Genomic DNA, 17,186 nt, shown 5'->3' with positions numbered 1-17,186 from the left:
ATCTTTTCGTCCCTGACCGACGAGCGCCACGCACGAAGCGTCGAGCCTCGCGTCCCGTAGGAATCGCATCGATGTCCACCTGGTTACTTCCCGAGAATATCGCCGACGTTCTGCCGTCGGAAGCCCGCAAGATCGAAGAGTTGCGCCGCCGTCTGCTCGACCGTTTCCGGTCCTACGGCTACGAACTCGTCATGCCGCCGATGCTCGAGTATCTCGAATCGCTGCTGACGAGCGGCGGAAGCGACCTGAATCTGCGCACCTTCAAGCTCGTCGATCAGCTGTCCGGGCGCACGCTCGGCCTGCGCGCGGACATCACGCCGCAGGTGTCGCGCATCGACGCGCATCTGCTGAATCGTCAGGGTGTGACGCGTCTGTGCTACGCGGGCGTCGTGCTGCATACGCGTCCGCGCGGGCTGCACGCCACGCGCGAGCAGATTCAGATCGGCGCGGAAATCTACGGGCACGCGGGACTGGAAGCGGATCTCGAGATCCAGCAATTGATGCTCGACTCGCTGCATCTCGCTGGTCTGACGAAAGTGCGTCTCGATCTGTGTCACGCGGGTGTGCTTGCCGCGTTGCTGGAACTCGAGCCGGCCGCGGCGTCGCTCGGCGAGGCGCTCTACGACGCGCTCGCGAGCAAGGACGTGCCGCGCCTCCACGAACTGACCGCGCATCTCGGACAGGTACCGCGCGAGGCGCTGCGCGCGCTGCCGTCGCTGTACGGCGATGCGTCGGTGCTGCAGATCGCGCGTGGCCGTCTGCCGAATCTGCCGGTGGTCGCGCGCGCGCTCGACGATCTCGCGTTTCTCGCGGGGCAAGTCGAAGGCGCGGAACTGATGATCGATCTCGCGGACTTGCGCGGTTATGCGTATCACAGCGGCGTGATGTTCTCGGCTTACGTCGATGGCGTGCCGAACGCGGTCGCGCGCGGCGGCCGGTACGACGACGTCGGTCTGGCCTACGGCCGTGCGCGGCCCGCGACGGGCTTTTCGCTCGATCTGCGCGAAGTGGCGCGCATTTCCCCGGTCGACGCGCGCGGCAGCGCGATCCTCGCACCGTGGAAGCACGACGAGCCGCTGCGCGCGGCGATTCTCGCGCTCCGCGACGCGGGCGAAGTGGTGATCCAGGCGCTGCCCGGCCATGAACACGATCTGGACGAATTCGCGTTCGATCGCGTGCTCGTCGAACGTGACGGCAAGTGGACGGTCGAAACCCGCCCCTGAAGCGGCCAGCGCATACAGTCGCTTGATCGGCAAGGGATTTTGCTTAGCCGATTCCAATCGCGCGAGCGTGACGAAATCGCGAAACGCGTCCCGAAAAACTCGGAACCTTTCGCGAACATAGGTAAAATACGTTTTTAACCAGCTAACGAATCAACATGTCTGCCAGTGCAGTGAATGTGAACCCGGGGCGCAACGTCGTCGTGGTGGGCACCCAGTGGGGTGATGAGGGCAAGGGCAAGATCGTCGACTGGCTGACGGACCACGCCCAAGGCGTCGTGCGCTTCCAGGGCGGTCACAACGCCGGCCATACGCTCATCATCGGCGGCAAGAAGACCATTCTGCGCCTCATTCCGTCGGGCATCATGCGCGCGGGCACGGCCTGTTACATCGGCAATGGCGTCGTGTTGTCGCCGGAAGCGCTGTTCAAGGAAATCGACGAACTGGAAGCGGCTGGCATCGACGTCCAGAAGCGCCTTTTCATTTCCGAAGCCGCCACGCTCGTTCTGCCGTACCACGTTGCCATCGACCAGGCGCGCGAAGCCAAGCGCGGCGCCGGCAAGATCGGCACGACCGGCCGCGGCATCGGCCCGGCGTACGAAGACAAGGTCGCGCGTCGCGGCTTGCGCGTGCAGGATCTCTTCGACCGTGCGGTGTTCGAGGAACGCCTGCGCGAAGCGCTCGACTTCCACAACTTCGTGCTGACGCAATACCTCGGCGCGAAAGCCGTCGATTTCCAGGAAACGCTCGACACGATGCTCGGCTATGCCGACCGTCTCGCGCCCATGGTCACGGACGTCTCCCGCCGCCTCTACGACGCGAACCACACCGGCAGCAATCTGCTGTTCGAAGGCGCGCAAGGCACGCTGCTCGATATCGACCACGGCACGTATCCGTTCGTCACGTCGAGCAACTGCGTCGCGGGCGCGGCAACGGCCGGCGCGGGCATCGGGCCGCAGCGTCTGAACTACATTCTCGGCATCACGAAGGCGTATTGCACGCGCGTCGGCTCGGGCCCGTTCCCGAGCGAGCTGTATGATGCCGACAATCCGCAACGCCAGGAAAAGGTCGGCCTGGATCTCGCGACCGTCGGCAAGGAATTCGGTTCGGTCACGGGCCGTCCGCGCCGCACCGGCTGGCTCGACGCCGCCGCGCTGCGCCGTGCGATCCAGATCAACGGCGTCTCGGGCTTGTGCATCACGAAGCTCGACGTGCTCGACGGCCTCGATGAAGTGAAGCTCTGCACCGGCTACACGCTCGACGGCAAGCCGGTCGATATCCTGCCGCGCGGCGCATCGGAAGTCGCGCGTTGCGAGCCGGTATACGAAACGTTCGGCGGCTGGAAGGAAAGCACCATCGGCATCACGCAATGGGACGGCCTGCCGGAGAACGCGCGCGCCTATCTCACGCGTGTGCAGGAAGTCGCGGGCGTGCCGATCGACATGGTGTCGACCGGTCCGGACCGTGACGAAACCATCCTGCTCCGTCATCCGTTCAAGGTCTGAGCGCGACAAGCGCCTCGACCGCAACCGGACGCTGTAAAGAATGTGGCCGCATCTGCGGCCACATTTCGTATATAACCTAAGCATTTGAAAGAGCCTCACCATGATCGCGATGACGGACCCGCGCAACGACGACAAGAACCTCTGGGTCGGCTGGGATGAATACCACCGGCTGATCGAACTGCTCGCACTGAAGGTGCACGAGTCGGGCTGGAAGTTCGACAAGATCCTATGCCTCGCGCGCGGCGGCCTGCGCGTGGGCGACCAGCTCTCGCGCATCTACGACCTGCCGCTCGCCATTCTCGCAACGAGCTCGTACCGCGAGGCGGCGGGCACGGAGCAGGGCGATCTCGACATCGCGCAATACATCACGATGACGCGCGGCGATCTGTCCGGCAACGTGCTGCTCGTCGACGATCTGGTCGATTCGGGCGTCACGCTCGCACGCGTGCAGGAGCATCTGAAGGAACGTTATCCGGCGATCACGGCCGTGCGCTCCGCGGTGCTCTGGTACAAGGCATGCTCCAAGGTCAAGCCCGACTATCACGTTCAGCATCTTGAAACGAATCCGTGGATTCATCAGCCGTTCGAGGAGTGGGACACGGTCCGTCCGCACAACCTCGGCGCATGGATCAAGCGCGGCACGCAAAACGGCCGCGGCTGAGCGCCACGGCCTGACCGTTCGCGCCGATAACGCCGTTCGCCTGGCACCAAGCCGGGCGCAACGGCGTTTTTCATTGGCTGCAGCGAACAGCGAAGCGCGAAGGATTGTGTCCGACGCGCTTGCCGACGCGTGCGAGGCGCGATGCTACACTCTCAATCGCGTCTCTCGTGGCGCTGCAGCAACACGAGAGACGGCATCTTGGCGTGCGACGTTAGATAGAATGGCGTTCGTTTCTTTCCGCTCTGGACGGATATCTCGCTTTTATGACTAACACGACTCACGCGCACGAGCATAAACAACCATTGCCCTCGCTTGCGCTCGCGGCCATCGGCGTCGTTTTCGGCGACATCGGCACGAGTCCTCTCTACTCATTGAAGGAAGCCTTTAGCCCGTCGCACGGCATCGGCCTGTCCGAGGCGTCGATTCTCGGCGTCATCTCATTGCTCTTCTGGGCGATCGTCATGGTCGTCGCCGTCAAGTACGTGCTCTTCGTCATGCGCGCCGACAACAACGGCGAAGGCGGCGTGTTCGCAATGACGACGCTCGCGCTGCGCAGCGTGAAAGAGGCCGGCAAGGTCTCCGGCGTGCTCATGATGCTCGGCATCTTCGGCGCATGCATGTTCTATGGCGATGCGGTCATCACGCCCGCGATGTCGGTGCTCTCGGCAGTCGAAGGTCTGGAGATCGCGGCGCCCAAGCTCACGCCCTACGTGCTGCCGATCACGATCGTCATCCTGATCCTGCTCTTCTGGATTCAGCGCCACGGCACGGCGGTGGTCGGCAAGCTCTTCGGCCCGATCATGGTCGTGTGGTTCGCGACGCTCGCTGTGCTCGGCGCCGCGCATATCGTGATCGAGCCGCGCATCATCGTCGCGCTCAATCCGTACTACGCGATTTCCTTCATGGCGCAGCACGTATTGCAGGCGTATATCGTGCTCGGCTCCGTCGTGCTCGTGCTGACCGGCGCGGAAGCGCTGTACGCAGACATGGGTCACTTCGGCGTGAAGCCGATCCGTTACGGCTGGTATGGCTTCGTGATGCCGTCGCTGCTGCTGAACTATTTCGGCCAGGGCGCGTTGCTGATGCACGATCCGAAGGCAATAGAGAATCCGTTCTTCCTGCTCGCGCCCGACTGGGCTTTGCTGCCGCTCGTGATCCTGTCGACGGTCGCGACGGTGATCGCATCGCAGGCGGTCATTTCCGGCGCGTATTCGCTGACGAGCCAGGCGATCCAGCTCGGCTACGTGCCGCGCATGAAGATCCTGCATACCTCGGAGCTCGCGATCGGCCAGATCTACATTCCGCTCGTCAACTGGATGCTGCTTTTCATCATCCTGTGCATCGTCATCGGCTTCAAAAGCTCGGAGAATCTTGCCGCCGCGTACGGTCTGGCCGTCACCGCGACGATGTTGACGACCACGATCCTCGTGTCGGTCGTGATGGTGAATCTGTGGGGCTGGAACCGCTGGCTCGTCGGCGGGATGATCACCGTGTTCCTGATGATCGACATCGGCTTTTTCGGCGCGAGCCTGCTGAAAGTCGAGCAGGGCGGCTGGCTGCCGCTGTGCATCGGCGGGGCGCTCTTCTTCCTGCTGATGACCTGGTACAAGGGCCGCATGATCGTAAAGGACCGCACGGCCGCGGACGGCATTCCGCTGATGCCGTTTCTGCAGGGCCTGCTCGCGCATCCGCCGCATCGCGTGTCGGGCACGGCGATCTATCTCACCGGCAGCGATTCGCTCGTGCCCGTGAGCCTGCTGCACAATCTCAAGCACAACAAGGTGCTGCACGAGCGCACCATTTTCATGAACTTCACGACGCGTGACATTCCTTATGTCGACGACGCGCATCGTCTCGAAGTGAAGGACATCGGCGGCGGGCTGTTCCTCGTGAAGGCGGCGTACGGTTTCAACGAGACGCCGGACGTGAAGGCCGTGCTCGAACAGATCACGCGCACCCACGCAATGACCTTCGAGCTGATGGACACGTCGTTCTTCATGGCGCGCGAGACAGTCGTGCCGACGGAACTGCCGGGCATGTCGGTGTGGCGCGAGCGCGTGTTCGCGTGGATGCATCAGAACGCGGCGAAGCCCACCGATTTCTTTAGCATTCCCGCAAATCGCGTGGTGGAGCTGGGCACGAAGATCGAAATCTGACGCTGCATCGTTGCGAAGCGCAAAAAGAAAACCCCACGTCGCAAGACGTGGGGTTTTTTGCTGACGCCGTGAGGCTTTATCGTTTCAGTTTTGCGAACGCCGCTGCCATCGCGCCGGCCGGTTCCGGCTCGCGACGCTGTTGCGGACGCTGACCCGACCGACGATCCTGACCGCCGCCGCGCTGCGAACCCGCGCCGCCGCCCGCGCCCGATGAAGCCGGAGCGAAGTCGTCGTCCAGACGCATGGTGAGGGCGATGCGCTGGCGCTTCACGTCTACCTCCAGCACTTTCACCTTCACGACCTGACCGGCCTTCACGACTTCGTGCGGATCCTTGATGAACTTCGTTGACATCGCCGAGACGTGCACGAGGCCGTCCTGATGCACGCCGATATCCACGAACGCGCCGAACGCCGCCACGTTCGTCACTACGCCTTCGAGGATCATGCCCGGCACGAGATCCGAAATCTTCTCGATGCCTTCCTTGAACGTCGCCGTCTTGAACTCGGGGCGCGGATCGCGGCCCGGCTTTTCAAGCTCGGCGAGAATGTCGCGCACGGTCGGCAGGCCGAAACGATCGTCGACGAATTCGGTCGGCGAGAGACCGGTCAACGCTTCGCGCTTGCCGAGCACATCGCCGATATGCTTCTTGATCTTCGCGAGAATGCGCTCGACGACGGGATACGCTTCCGGGTGCACCGACGAGCGATCGAGCGGATTCTCGCCGTTGTTGATGCGCAGAAAACCGGCTGCCTGCTCGAAGGTCTTGTCGCCCAAACGCGGCACCTTCTTCAGATGCTCGCGCGACGGGAACGGCCCGTTGGCATCGCGAAAATCGACGATATTGCGCGCGAGCGTCGCGTTCAGTCCCGACACGCGCGCGAGCAGCGCGACGGAGGCCGTGTTCGCGTCGACGCCGACCGCGTTCACGCAATCCTCGACGACAGCATCGAGCGAACGCGCGAGTTCGCGCTGATTCACGTCGTGCTGATACTGGCCGACGCCGATCGCCTTGGGTTCGATCTTGACGAGCTCCGCGAGCGGATCCTGCAGACGCCGCGCGATGGAAACCGCGCCGCGCAACGAGACGTCGAGTTCCGGAAACTCCTTCGCGGCGAGTTCGGACGCCGAATACACCGACGCGCCCGCTTCCGACACGACGATCTTCTGCAGCTTCAGTTCCGGATGCTTCGCGATGAGTTCGCTCGCGAGCTTGTCGGTTTCGCGCGAGGCGGTGCCGTTACCGATCGAGATGAGTTCCGCTTGCGTGGCTTGCGCGATGCGCGCGAGCTTCGCGAGGGAGCCGTCCCAGTCGCGGCGCGGCTCGTGCGGATAGATGGTGTCGGTCGCGAGCAGCTTGCCGGTGCGATCGACGACCGCCACCTTCACACCCGTACGCAGGCCCGGATCGAGGCCGATCACGGCCTTCGGACCCGCGGGCGCGGCGAGCAGCAAGTCCTTCAGGTTGCGCGCGAACACGCGAATGGCTTCGTGCTCGGCTTCTTCGCGCAATTGCGTGAGCAGTTCGGTTTCGATATGCGGCTGAACCTTCACGCGCCAGCACCAGCGGCAGACGTCGGCGAGCCATTTGTCGGCAGCGCGTGAGCGGTTCACGATGCCGAAGTGGCCCGCGATCATCGCTTCGCACGGATGCGGAATCTGCGCGTCGAGTTCTTCGCCCAAGCCCAGCTTGACGCTCAGCACGCCTGCGTTGCGGCCACGGAACAGCGCGAGCGCGCGGTGCGACGGCACGGTGCGGATCGTTTCGCTATAGTCGTAGTAGTCGCGGAATTTTTCGCCTTCCTCGCCTTCCTTGCCGTCCACCACCTTCGACATGACGAGTCCCTGATTGAACAGATGCTCGCGCAGCTTGCCGAGGATCTCGGCGGTTTCGCCGAACTGCTCGGAGAGGATGTCGCGCGCGCCGTCGAGCGCGGCTTTAATATCGGCGACGCCTTTTTCCGCATCGACGAGTTTCGCGGCTTCCGTTTGAGGATCGAGCGTGGGATCGGCGAGGAGCGCCTGCGCGAGCGGCTCGAGACCGGCTTCGCGGGCGATTTGCGCGCGCGTGCGCCGCTTGGGCTTGTACGGCAGATAGAGGTCTTCCAGCACCTGCTTGCTGTCGGCGCTTTCGATGGCGCCGCGCAGTTCGTCGGTGAGCTTGCCTTGCTCGTCGATGCTTTGCAGGATGGCCGCGCGGCGATCTTCGAGTTCGCGCAAGTAGAGCAGGCGCTCTTCGAGCGTGCGCAGTTGCGTGTCGTCGAGATTGCCGGTGACTTCCTTGCGATACCGGGCGATGAACGGGACAGTCGAGCCTTCGTCGAGAAGCTGCACGGCGGCGGCGACCTGGCGCGGCTGCACGGTGAGTTCGGTGGCAATGCGCTGTACGATCTTGAGTGCTACGGTTTCCGTCATGATTCTGCGCTGTCTGCGGCTCGCCGGCGAGATCCGCGCCGTGTGCGCGGCTTCGCGAAAGCGAGGCGCCGCGGGCGGGTGACGCTGTGACGAGCCAGGTTCGGACCGGGTTGCTGAAGCGGGGGATTTTGCCATAAATGGCGAAGCGCTCCGGCGTGCGGTGATAGAATTTGGGCATCGCACGAGCCGTTTTGCGCCTGATTCTTTATCACGTTGCCGTCCATCCATTTGCCCAACTTTCGCCTTCCAAACGTGCCGGTTGCCGCGGCGGTTTTGCTGCTTTGCGCAGCGGGCGCATTCGCGCCGCAGCGCGCGCTCGCTCAAGCCGCCAAGCCCGTCGATCCGGACACGTCCGTGAGTGCTCGTGCCCCGGACGCAGCGGCTCAGCCAAGCGCCGATGATTCCCTCCAAGCCGATTTCGCCCAGCGCCAGAAGGTGCTCGACCGGCGCACCGAGGAAAACAACTACCGCTACGGCGTGAAAGAGCACGACTGCTATAGCAAGTTCTTCGTGAATCATTGTCTGGACAACGCGCGCAACGAGATGCGCGAGACGCGCCAGCAGATCCGCCAGGAACAGCTCGCGCTCGACGACGAGCAGCGCGCCGAGCGGGCGAAGCAACGCGATCAGCAGAAGGCGATCAAGCGGGCGCAATACGAGGCCGAAGCGCCGCAGCGCGCGGCGAACGAGAAAGCGAGCCAGCAGGCCTACGAGGACAGGCAACGTCAGAACGCGCTGGCCGCCGCCCAGCGCGAAGCCGAAGCGCCGCAACGCGCGGCCAACCAGGCGGCGTACGACCGCAAGCAGGCGGACTACCAGAAGCAACTCGACGAAGCGCGCGCGCGCGGCGTGCAGGACGCGCAGGACCGCGAGCAAAAGGCGCAGCGCTACGAGCAGAAGCAGCAGGAAGCCGCGCAGCATCGCGCGGAAGTCGAAGCGCGTCAGAAAGAAGCCGCGAGAAAAGCGCAGGAAAAGGCGCAGCAGCAAGAGCAGCAGCGCCAGGAGCAATTGAAACTGCAGCAGCAGCAACAACAGCAGCAAGGTAAATAGGGCAGTCGGGCTCGTCGAACGGGCCCGCGCCAAGTGGATGAAAGGAGGCGAGCATGCAGCAGCGCTTTAGTGAATCCCCGCGCGCACCCCGACAACCCGCCATGGATGCCGCCCTGCTGCGCGATCGCATCGCGCAGTTGCAGGACGAGCATCACAGTCTGGACACGCTGATCGACAAGATGTCCGGCATCGACGACCTCGAGCTGAGGCGCCTGAAAAAGCGCAAGCTCAAGGTGAAAGACACCATACTCCTGCTGCAATTGCAGCTTGACTCGGACGCGCACTGAACGCCGCGTGCCCGCCGCGAGCGCGTGCTGCGACGGCGCCTCGCGTGCGCGGCCGCGTCGAAACCCGCAGGATTTAGCACGCCTTGAACTCACCCGCACAACCCAGTGATGACGCGAACGCGCCGCTCGCGCTGACCGATAAACGCGGCGTCGAGCTGGACGCCATCTTTTCCGCGCAAGGTCTGCTCGCACGCGCGATCGACGGTTATCGGCCGCGTGCATCGCAGATCGAAATGGCGCGTTCCGTCGCCGCCGCGATGGAAGCGTCCGGCCGCGCAATGCCCGAGCCCGCGATGTTCGAGGCGCAGCGCCGCCCGGCGCGCAAGCTCGGCCCGTCCGACAAACCCTATGCGCCCGACGAGCAGCCGGCCGATGACATCGGCATCGCGACGGCGAAGGCAGCTATCGACGGCGGCGAGAACACGCTCATCGTCGAGGCGGGCACGGGCACCGGCAAGACCTACGCGTATCTCGTGCCGGCGATGCTGTGGGGCGGCAAGGTCATCGTGTCGACGGGCACGAAGCATCTGCAGGATCAGCTTTTTCAGCGCGACATTCCGACCGTGCGCGACGCGCTCGCCGTCCCGGTTTCGGTCGCGATGCTCAAAGGCCGCGCCAACTATCTGTGTCACTACTATCTGGAGCGCACCGCGGACAACGGCCGTCTGCCGACGCGCCAGGACACGTCGCATCTGCAGGAGATCGTCCGTTTCGCGAAGATCACGCGCACCGGCGACAAGGCCGAACTCGCGAGCGTGCCGGAGAATTCACCCGTCTGGCCGATGGTCACGTCCACGCGCGACAACTGTCTCGGCCAGGAATGCCCGCACTACAAGGAATGCTTCGTGATGCAGGCGCGCAAGGAGGCGCAGCAGGCGGACATCGTCGTGGTGAATCACCATCTGTTCTTCGCCGATGTGATGCTGCGCGACACCGGCATGGCCGAGCTTCTGCCGACGGCGAACACGATCATCTTCGACGAAGCGCATCAGTTGCCCGAAACCGCGACACTCTTCTTCGGCGAGACGCTTTCGACGACGCAACTGCTCGAACTCGCCCGCGATACCGTCGCCGAAGGTCTGTCGCACGCGCGTGACGCCGCCGACTGGACCAAGCTCGGCGCGGCGCTGGAGCGCGCCGCGCGCGACGTGCGGCTCGCGTTCAAGGAAGATTCGGTGCGTCTGTCGCTCGGCCAGTTGCCGGACGACCATCCGATCTTCGAGGCGCTCGACACGCTCGAGACGCATCTTTCGGCGCTTGCCGCGGCGCTGTCCTCGCATGCGGAACGTGCCGAATCGTTGCAGGCGCTGGTGCGCCGCGCGCGCGAGTTGCAGGATCTGCTCGCGGGCTGGACGACGCCGCCGACATCGCTCGAACGCGCCGTCGTCGCGGATGAGGACGTCGCGAAAGAGGCCGCGAAGGAAGAGCCGAACGAAATGGTGCGCTGGATCGAGGTGTTTTCGCACACGGTGCAGTTGCACGAAACGCCGCTTTCGGTCGCGCCGATCTTCGCGAAGCAGCGCGCAGGCGTGCCGCGCGCGTGGATTTTCACGTCCGCGACGCTCTCGGTGCGCGGCGACTTCACGCATTACGCGGCGCAGATGGGCCTCAACGCGCGCCGTTCGATGACGCTGCCGAGCCCGTTCGATTATCCGTCGCAAGGGCTTTTGTACGTGCCGCGCAATCTGCCGCAACCGTCGTCGCCGCAATTCACCGATGCCGTCTTCGATGCCGCGCTGCCGGTGATCGAATCGGCGGGCGGCGGCGTGTTCGTGCTGTGCACGACGCTGCGCGCGGTCGACCGCATCGCCAATCGCATGCGCGATGTGATCGAGCGGCGCGGCTGGGACAATCCGCTGCTCGTGCAGGGCGATGCGAGCCGCACCGAACTGCTCGACCGTTTCCGCGCCTATGGCAACGCGATCCTAGTGGGCAGCCAGAGCTTCTGGGAAGGCGTCGATGTGCGCGGCGATGCGTTGTCGCTCGTCGTCATCGACAAGCTGCCGTTCGCGCCGCCCGACGATCCGGTGCTGGCCGCGCGCCTCGACGCGCTGACGAAGAAAGGTTTGAGCCCGTTCGCCGTGCATCAGTTGCCGCAGGCGGTCATCACGCTCAAGCAGGGCGCGGGGCGGCTGATTCGCGCGGAGACGGATCGCGGCGTGCTGATGATCTGCGACACGCGGCTCGTCGACAAGCCTTACGGCCGGCGCATCTGGCAAAGCCTGCCGCCGTTCAAGCGCACGCGCGAGCTGGACGTGGTGCGCGAGTTTTTCAGCGATGCCGCGAAGTGGAAGACGGAACTGGCCGAATAAGCATCGGGTTCGCAATTCTCGTCGACATGAAAAAACGGCCGGTGATCAACCGGCCGTTTCGCTTTTTGCTTTCTGGACTACCAGATCTGATACCACGGCTTGTCAGCGCCCGCGCGCCGCTTGCCGGTGACATACGGGCTGTCCGGGAACGTCGCTGCGAGCACGCGCTTGGTGTCGTCGGCGAGTTGCGGCTGATCGAGACGCTCGTACGACAGCATCATGATGTGCAGCGCGTCTTCGGTTGCCGGCGCGTTCTTGTACTCGCGAATGGCGAGCTGCGCGCGATTGATCGCGGCCACATACGCGCCACGGCGATAGTAATAATCGGCGGCGTGCACTTCATGCGATGCGAGCGCGTTCACGATATAGCGCATGCGCTGCGCGGCATCGGGCGCGTACTTGCTTTGCGGATACTTGTCGACGACGACCTTGAACGCGTCGTAGGACTCGCGCAGCGACTTCGGATCGCGCTCGCTCATGTCCTGACCCGAGAAGCGGCCGAAGAGGCCCAAGTCGTCGTTGAAGTGGATCATGCCCTTGAGATAGTACGCATACGCGATTTCGGGATGATCCGGGTGCAGCTTGATGAAACGGTCGATGGCCTGGTCGGCGTTGGCGGTTTCGCCGTCCTTCCAGTTGCAGTACGCGACGTTGATCTGCGCCTGCTGTGCGAAATGGCCGAACGGATCGCGGCCTTCGAGCCCTTCGAAATACTTCGCGCACTTGCCCCAGTCGCTGCCGGACAGCGCGTCCTGGGCCTCCGTATATAATTTGTTGTTATTCCATGTTGCCGTTTCGTCGGTCTTCTCGGGCAGGCCGTGACAGGCCGTGACGATGGCGACGCTCGCGGCCAGCGCCAGATACTTGATCGATTGACGCATCGAGAGATGAATGGTGTTGAAGGCTCGCATCAGTGCTTGCTGTTCCTGGCTGAATCTAGTTGATTCTTCGCTGTTCTAGCTGTTTTTCCGGCGCGGCTGTTCTTCCATGCCGCCGAATCTCGTTCAAATGACCCGCTCAAGTACTCGTCGTACCAAAGACCAACTCAAAGATTATAGCCCATGCGCTACCCCCGACGACGCAGCGCAGGCCGATTCGGGCGGCGGCGCGGCTCGCGAAGCGCCCCGCACGGCCCGCGTGCCCGACGAGCTCGCTGGCGACCGGCTCGACAAGGTGCTCGCGAAAATCTTCCCCGAGTTCTCGCGCAGCCGGTTGCAGGGCTGGATCGAGGAAGGGCGCGTGCTGGTCGACGGCGCGGGCGCGAAAGTGCGCCAGCCCGTCCCGCTCGGCGCGACGATCACGCTCGTCCCCGACCTTCTGCCCGAGCAGCTCGCGTTCGCGCCGGAGCCGGTGCCGCTGCATATCGTCTATGAGGACGAGGCGCTCGTCGTCATCAACAAGCCCGCGGGCATGGTCGTGCATCCGGCCGCGGGCAACTGGAGCGGCACGCTGCTCAACGGCCTGCTGCATCGTTACGGCGATGCCGCCGCCGGGCTGCCGCGCGCGGGCATCGTGCATCGGCTGGACAAGGAAACGTCCGGGCTGATGGTCGTCGCGCGCACGCTCGAGGCGCAAACCGACCTCGTGCGGCAGTTGCAGGCGCGCACGGTGAAACGCCGCTACGTCGCGTTCGTGTGGGGCAACATGCCCGACGAAGGCACGATCGACGCGCCCATCGGCCGCGATCCGCGCGAGCGCACGCGCATGGCGGTGGTAAAGACCGCGTCGGGAAAGCCCGCGCGCACGCATTTCCGCACCATCGACCGCACGACGTGGCACGGCCAGCCCGTCAGCGCCATCCATTGCGATCTGGAAACCGGCCGGACGCATCAGATTCGCGTGCATTGCGCGCATATCCAGCATCCGCTGCTGGGCGACCCGGTGTACGGGCACGCGCGCGGCAAGCGGTCGGTCAAGCCGCTGCCCAACGAATTCGCGCGACAGGCGCTGCACGCGTGGCGCCTCGGCTTGATCCATCCCGCGACGGGCAAGGAAGTGCACTGGCGCGCGGACGTTCCAGAAGACATCGCGACGCTCGCCGCGGAGCTCGGCTTCGGACAGGACGAAGAAGTCGAGTTCGATGAGGACGACGATTTCGCCGAAGTCTATGAAATGGGCGAAGGCGAAGAAGGCGACTGGGACGACGAAGATTACGAGGACGACGAAGCATGACGCGCGACGCTGCGAATTTGCCATCGAAAGACTGTCTCTGGCCGCAATGGAACGTGTCGCCGCGCGTGCGGGCATTCGTCACGACGCGTAATGGCGGCGTGAGCGATGCGCCTTATGGCGGCGGCGAGCCCGGCGCGGGTGGCCTCAATCTCGGTTTTTCCACGGGCGATGCGCCTGACGCGGTGAAGGAAAATCGCCGCCGCGCGCTCGCGTTGACGGGTTCGCGCGAAGCCGCGTGGCTCGAGCAGATCCACGGCACGGAAGTCGTGGAGGCGGGCGCCGTCATCGAGCGCCTCGCGCAGGGCGAGCGCACGCGCGCCGACGCCAGCGTGACGGATCGCGCGGGCGTTGTGTGCGTCGTGATGACGGCCGATTGTCTCCCGGTGCTGTTTTGCGACAACGACGGCCGCGCGGTCGGCGCCGCGCACGCGGGTTGGCGCGGTCTCGCGGGCGGCATCATCGAAAAGACGGGCGAGCGCGTCGCGTCGCTCGCGGGCGTGCCGGCCTCGTCGCTCAACGCGTTTCTCGGGCCGGCCATCGGGCCGCAGGCGTTCGAAGTGGGCGAAGACGTGCTCGACGCCTTCATCGCAGCGTCGCAAGAGGATCGCCGCGACGCGACGCGCGCCGCGTTCCGTCCCGTCGGCGGCGCACCGGCCAAGTATTTCGCCGATATCTACGCGCTCGCGCGTATGCGTCTTGCCGATCTAGGCATCGATGCCGCGCGCGTTCACGGCGGCACGCATTGCACCGTCACGGAAAAAGAGCGCTTTTATTCATATCGACGCGATCGCGTGACGGGCCGCATGGCCGCAATGATCTGGCTCAATGAATGACCATTGTCATTAGTGTTGGAACATACCCAACTATCGTTTCTTGCCTATGACGAAACCCCTTGCGAACGCAACATTTCGCATGGGGGAAAACGATAATTAAAAAAATATCGCACTGCGGCAAAATCGGGACGAAGCATTGACATGCCTGACATCCTAGAGCAAGAATGTTCCTGGAATTCAATCAATCGGGCACGGCGTAGCAAGGCTCAGACTTGCCACGCGCATAAGGCGCACCAACACTTGCGCGCTGGTCGAGGAAAGCCCGGCGATGCCTGCATCAGCAATCCAAGTCTTCCGAGACTCACAGGTCAATAGCGGGTATGGCTTCCAAATCTACTTCCTCATCTTCCCGCTCCCGTACCGCCGACAGCACCTCGGCAGAAGCATCCGCCGAAACGACAGGCGTACAGCAGGCGTTCGATCAATGGCTGAACGCGTGGCGCAGCGTCGCCGATCCCGCGCAGTGGTCGAAATTCACTCAGCAGACGAATAGCGCGAATGATGCGGCCGCGGCGGCGGCATCGCCGTTCGCTGCTTTCAGTGCATTCGCCAACGGATTTCCGAACGGATTTCCGTCGACGGCATTCCCGTCGTTTCCGATGTCCGGCGCCATGCCGCAGATGCCCGATTTCACAAAGATGAACGGCATGGCGGAATTCGCCAAGCTCGCGAGCAGCATGCCGGGCTTCGGCGCGGCGATGCAGGGGTTGCCCACGTTGCCGAAGATTCCGACCGCCGCGATCGCGCCCGAGCGTCTGCACGAGTTGCAGAGCAACTATTCGCGCGATGCCGCCGAGTTGCTCAAGCAGGCGGGCGCGCAGAGCATCGATCCGTCGGCGCTGAAGGATCGTCGCTTCACCGACACCGCATGGCAATCCACGCCGGCATATGCGTTCACCGCCGCGTGGTATCTGCTGAACGCGCGCTATCTGCAGGAGCTCGCCGACGCCGTGCAGAGCGATCCGAAGACGCGCGAGCGCATCCGCTTCACGGTGCAGCAGTGGGCGGCCGCGGCCGCGCCGAGCAACTTCCTCGCGCTCAATCCCGACGCGCAGAAGACGCTCATCGAAAGCAAGGGCGAGAGCCTGCGCCAGGGCATGTTGAACCTGCTCGCCGACATGCAGCGCGGCAAGATTTCGCAGTCGGACGAATCGCGCTTTCTCGTCGGCAAGAACATCGCATCGACGGAAGGCTCGGTCGTGTACGAGAACGAACTCGTGCAACTGATCCAGTACAAGCCGCTCGCGCCGAAGGTGTATGCGCGCCCGCTTCTGATCGTGCCGCCTTGCATCAACAAGTTCTACATTCTCGATCTGTCGCCGGAAAGCTCGCTCGTGCGCTATGCGCTCGAAGAAGGGCATCAGGTGTTCATCCTGTCGTGGCGCAACGCGGATCAGTCGATCGCGCACAAGACGTGGGACGACTACGTCGAACAAGGCGTGCTGGAGACGATCGGCGTCGTGCAGGAGATCACGGGCGAAGACAAGATCAACACGCTCGGTTTCTGCATCGGCGGGACGCTTCTCGCGACCGCGCTCGCGGTGGCGGCGGCGCGCGGCGAGGAACCGGCCGCATCGATGACATTGCTCACCTCGATGCTCGACTTCTCGGATACCGGCGTGCTCGACGTGTTCGTCGACGAGGCGCACGTGCAGATGCGCGAGCAGGCGATCGGCGGCAAGAACGGCGCGCCAGCCGGTCTCATGCGCGGCATCGAGTTCGCGAATACGTTCTCGTATCTGCGACCGAACGATCTGGTGTGGAATTACGTCGTCGATAACTATCTCAAGGGCCGCACGCCGCAAGCGTTCGATCTGCTCTTCTGGAACAGCGATTCGACGAACCTGCCCGGCCCGATGTGCGTCTGGTATCTGCGCAACACGTATCTCGAGAACAAGCTGAAGACGCCGAATGCGCTGAAGGTGTGCGGCGAGCCGGTCGACCTGTCGCGTCTCACGGTGCCGACCTTCATCTACGGCTCGCGCGAAGATCACATCGTGCCGTGGAAATCGGCCTATGCGTCCGCGCCGATTCTCTCCGGACCGCAGACCTTCGTGCTCGGCGCGTCGGGGCATATCGCGGGCGTGATCAATCCGCCGTCGAAGAACAAGCGCAGCTTCTGGATGATCGACAGCAACGACGGGCATCTGCCCGAGAACCCCGACGCGTGGTTCGATGCCGCCGCCGAGCATCCCGGAAGCTGGTGGCCGACCTGGTCGAAGTGGCTCGCCGCGAACGCGGGCGAGCAGGTCAAGGCGGGCGCGGCGCAGGGATCGAAGACTTACCCGGTGATCGAGGCCGCACCCGGCCGTTACGTGCTGGAACGCGACTTCTGAGCGGCGCGTGACCGTGCGCGCGAGCGCATGGAACCGTTCGTAGCCGCATTAACATTCGATGCCAAGAGGAAACTGAAATGACTGACGTAGTGATCGTATCGGCCGCGCGTACGGCGGTAGGCAAATTCGGCGGCTCGCTCGCGAAAATCGCAGCGCCGGAACTCGGCGCGACGGTCATCAAGGCCGTGCTGGAGCGCGCGGGCGTGAAGCCGGATCAGGTGAGCGAAGTGATCCTGGGCCA

At 64.0% G+C, this 17,186-nt stretch carries 14 protein-coding genes; 11 read left to right on the top strand and 3 right to left on the bottom strand.

The window, feature by feature from the left end; genetic code table 11:
- Nucleotides 1–71 precede the first annotated feature (71 nt).
- The 4 genes from NCS02_RS08180 to NCS02_RS08165 all read left to right on the top strand — a co-directional run bounded on the left by NCS02_RS08180 (nt 72) and on the right by NCS02_RS08165 (nt 5,542).
- Entirely contained in the window at nt 72–1,223 is a 1,152-nt protein-coding gene (locus tag NCS02_RS08180; protein ID WP_250519548.1) for an ATP phosphoribosyltransferase regulatory subunit, read from the top strand.
- Between the two features lie 155 nt (nt 1,224–1,378).
- Entirely contained in the window at nt 1,379–2,725 is a 1,347-nt protein-coding gene (locus NCS02_RS08175) for an adenylosuccinate synthase (protein ID WP_008349396.1), read from the top strand.
- Nucleotides 2,726–2,825: 100 nt separating this feature from the next.
- Complete coding sequence (locus NCS02_RS08170; protein ID WP_008349397.1) at nt 2,826–3,386, top strand: phosphoribosyltransferase; 561 nt, start codon at nt 2,826–2,828, stop codon at nt 3,384–3,386.
- Between the two features lie 263 nt (nt 3,387–3,649).
- The gene (locus NCS02_RS08165) at nt 3,650–5,542 is read left to right on the top strand and encodes a potassium transporter Kup (RefSeq protein ID WP_250434818.1); all 1,893 of its coding nucleotides are present in this window, start codon (nt 3,650–3,652) and stop codon (nt 5,540–5,542) included.
- Between the two features lie 76 nt (nt 5,543–5,618).
- Here NCS02_RS08165 and NCS02_RS08160 read toward each other — a convergent pair whose 3' ends face one another.
- Nucleotides 5,619–7,955: a Tex family protein gene (locus NCS02_RS08160; protein ID WP_250519547.1), complete on the bottom strand. Its 2,337-nt coding sequence runs from the start codon at nt 7,953–7,955 to the stop codon at nt 5,619–5,621.
- 213 nt (nt 7,956–8,168) lie between these two features.
- On the opposite strand from NCS02_RS08160, the gene NCS02_RS08155 reads away from it, so the two are divergent.
- The 3 genes from NCS02_RS08155 (at nt 8,169) to yoaA (ending at nt 11,604) form a co-directional block, all read left to right on the top strand.
- On the top strand, nt 8,169–9,005 hold the full coding sequence (locus tag NCS02_RS08155) for a flotillin family protein (protein WP_051996708.1): 837 nt from the start codon (nt 8,169–8,171) through the stop codon (nt 9,003–9,005).
- A 101-nt stretch (nt 9,006–9,106) separates the two neighbouring features.
- Nucleotides 9,107–9,292 (top strand): DUF465 domain-containing protein, encoded by a 186-nt coding sequence (locus NCS02_RS08150; protein WP_008349403.1) that lies wholly within the window; start codon nt 9,107–9,109, stop codon nt 9,290–9,292.
- 83 nt (nt 9,293–9,375) lie between these two features.
- Nucleotides 9,376–11,604, top strand: a complete 2,229-nt coding sequence (gene yoaA, locus NCS02_RS08145) for a DNA repair helicase YoaA (RefSeq protein WP_008349405.1) — start codon at nt 9,376–9,378, stop codon at nt 11,602–11,604.
- 77 nt (nt 11,605–11,681) lie between these two features.
- Here yoaA and NCS02_RS08140 read toward each other — a convergent pair whose 3' ends face one another.
- Entirely contained in the window at nt 11,682–12,515 is an 834-nt protein-coding gene (locus NCS02_RS08140) for an outer membrane protein assembly factor BamD (RefSeq protein ID WP_008349407.1), read from the bottom strand.
- A gap of 97 nt (nt 12,516–12,612) precedes the next feature.
- On the opposite strand from NCS02_RS08140, the gene NCS02_RS08135 reads away from it, so the two are divergent.
- Both NCS02_RS08135 and pgeF read left to right on the top strand, forming a co-directional pair.
- A complete protein-coding gene (locus tag NCS02_RS08135; RefSeq protein WP_081851903.1) occupies nt 12,613–13,776 on the top strand; it encodes an RluA family pseudouridine synthase in 1,164 nt (387 codons plus the stop codon).
- A complete protein-coding gene (gene pgeF, locus NCS02_RS08130) occupies nt 13,773–14,609 on the top strand; it encodes a peptidoglycan editing factor PgeF (RefSeq protein ID WP_250519546.1) in 837 nt (278 codons plus the stop codon). Before NCS02_RS08135 ends, pgeF begins: the two co-directional genes overlap by 4 nt.
- Before the next feature lie 478 nt (nt 14,610–15,087).
- On the opposite strand, the gene NCS02_RS36440 is transcribed toward pgeF, so the two are convergent.
- Entirely contained in the window at nt 15,088–15,288 is a 201-nt protein-coding gene (locus tag NCS02_RS36440) for a hypothetical protein (RefSeq protein WP_350029928.1), read from the bottom strand.
- On the opposite strand from NCS02_RS36440, the gene phaC reads away from it, so the two are divergent.
- Together phaC and NCS02_RS08120 are read left to right on the top strand one after the other, a co-directional pair.
- Nucleotides 15,257–16,945 carry a class I poly(R)-hydroxyalkanoic acid synthase gene (gene phaC, locus NCS02_RS08125; RefSeq protein ID WP_239295303.1) on the top strand — a complete coding sequence of 563 codons (1,689 nt, stop codon included), beginning with the start codon at nt 15,257–15,259 and terminating at the stop codon, nt 16,943–16,945. The two genes, NCS02_RS36440 and phaC, sit on opposite strands and share 32 nt — an antisense overlap.
- Nucleotides 16,946–17,022: 77 nt before the next feature.
- On the top strand, nt 17,023–17,186 hold a 164-nt coding region (locus tag NCS02_RS08120), incomplete at its 3' end, for a thiolase family protein (protein ID WP_502800870.1).

Source organism: Caballeronia sp. NCF2, assembly GCF_023631205.1.
Classification (GTDB): Bacteria; Pseudomonadota; Gammaproteobacteria; order Burkholderiales; family Burkholderiaceae; genus Caballeronia; species Caballeronia zhejiangensis.
The sequence above is the reverse complement of the archived record's forward strand: the minus strand, read 5'-3'. Positions and strand labels throughout refer to the sequence as shown.

Coding starts and splice junctions, on each gene's coding strand:
- NCS02_RS08180 (WP_250519548.1), top strand. CDS start 72: ATGTCCACCTGGTTACTTCCCGAGAATATCGCCGACGTTCTGCCGTCG.
- NCS02_RS08175 (WP_008349396.1), top strand. CDS start 1,379: ATGTCTGCCAGTGCAGTGAATGTGAACCCGGGGCGCAACGTCGTCGTG.
- NCS02_RS08170 (WP_008349397.1), top strand. CDS start 2,826: ATGATCGCGATGACGGACCCGCGCAACGACGACAAGAACCTCTGGGTC.
- NCS02_RS08165 (WP_250434818.1), top strand. CDS start 3,650: ATGACTAACACGACTCACGCGCACGAGCATAAACAACCATTGCCCTCG.
- NCS02_RS08160 (WP_250519547.1), bottom strand. CDS start 7,955: ATGACGGAAACCGTAGCACTCAAGATCGTACAGCGCATTGCCACCGAA.
- NCS02_RS08150 (WP_008349403.1), top strand. CDS start 9,107: ATGGATGCCGCCCTGCTGCGCGATCGCATCGCGCAGTTGCAGGACGAG.
- NCS02_RS08140 (WP_008349407.1), bottom strand. CDS start 12,515: ATGCGAGCCTTCAACACCATTCATCTCTCGATGCGTCAATCGATCAAG.
- NCS02_RS08135 (WP_081851903.1), top strand. CDS start 12,613: ATGACCCGCTCAAGTACTCGTCGTACCAAAGACCAACTCAAAGATTAT.
- pgeF (WP_250519546.1), top strand. CDS start 13,773: ATGACGCGCGACGCTGCGAATTTGCCATCGAAAGACTGTCTCTGGCCG.
- phaC (WP_239295303.1), top strand. CDS start 15,257: ATGGCGGAATTCGCCAAGCTCGCGAGCAGCATGCCGGGCTTCGGCGCG.
- NCS02_RS36440 (WP_350029928.1), bottom strand. CDS start 15,288: ATGCTGCTCGCGAGCTTGGCGAATTCCGCCATGCCGTTCATCTTTGTG.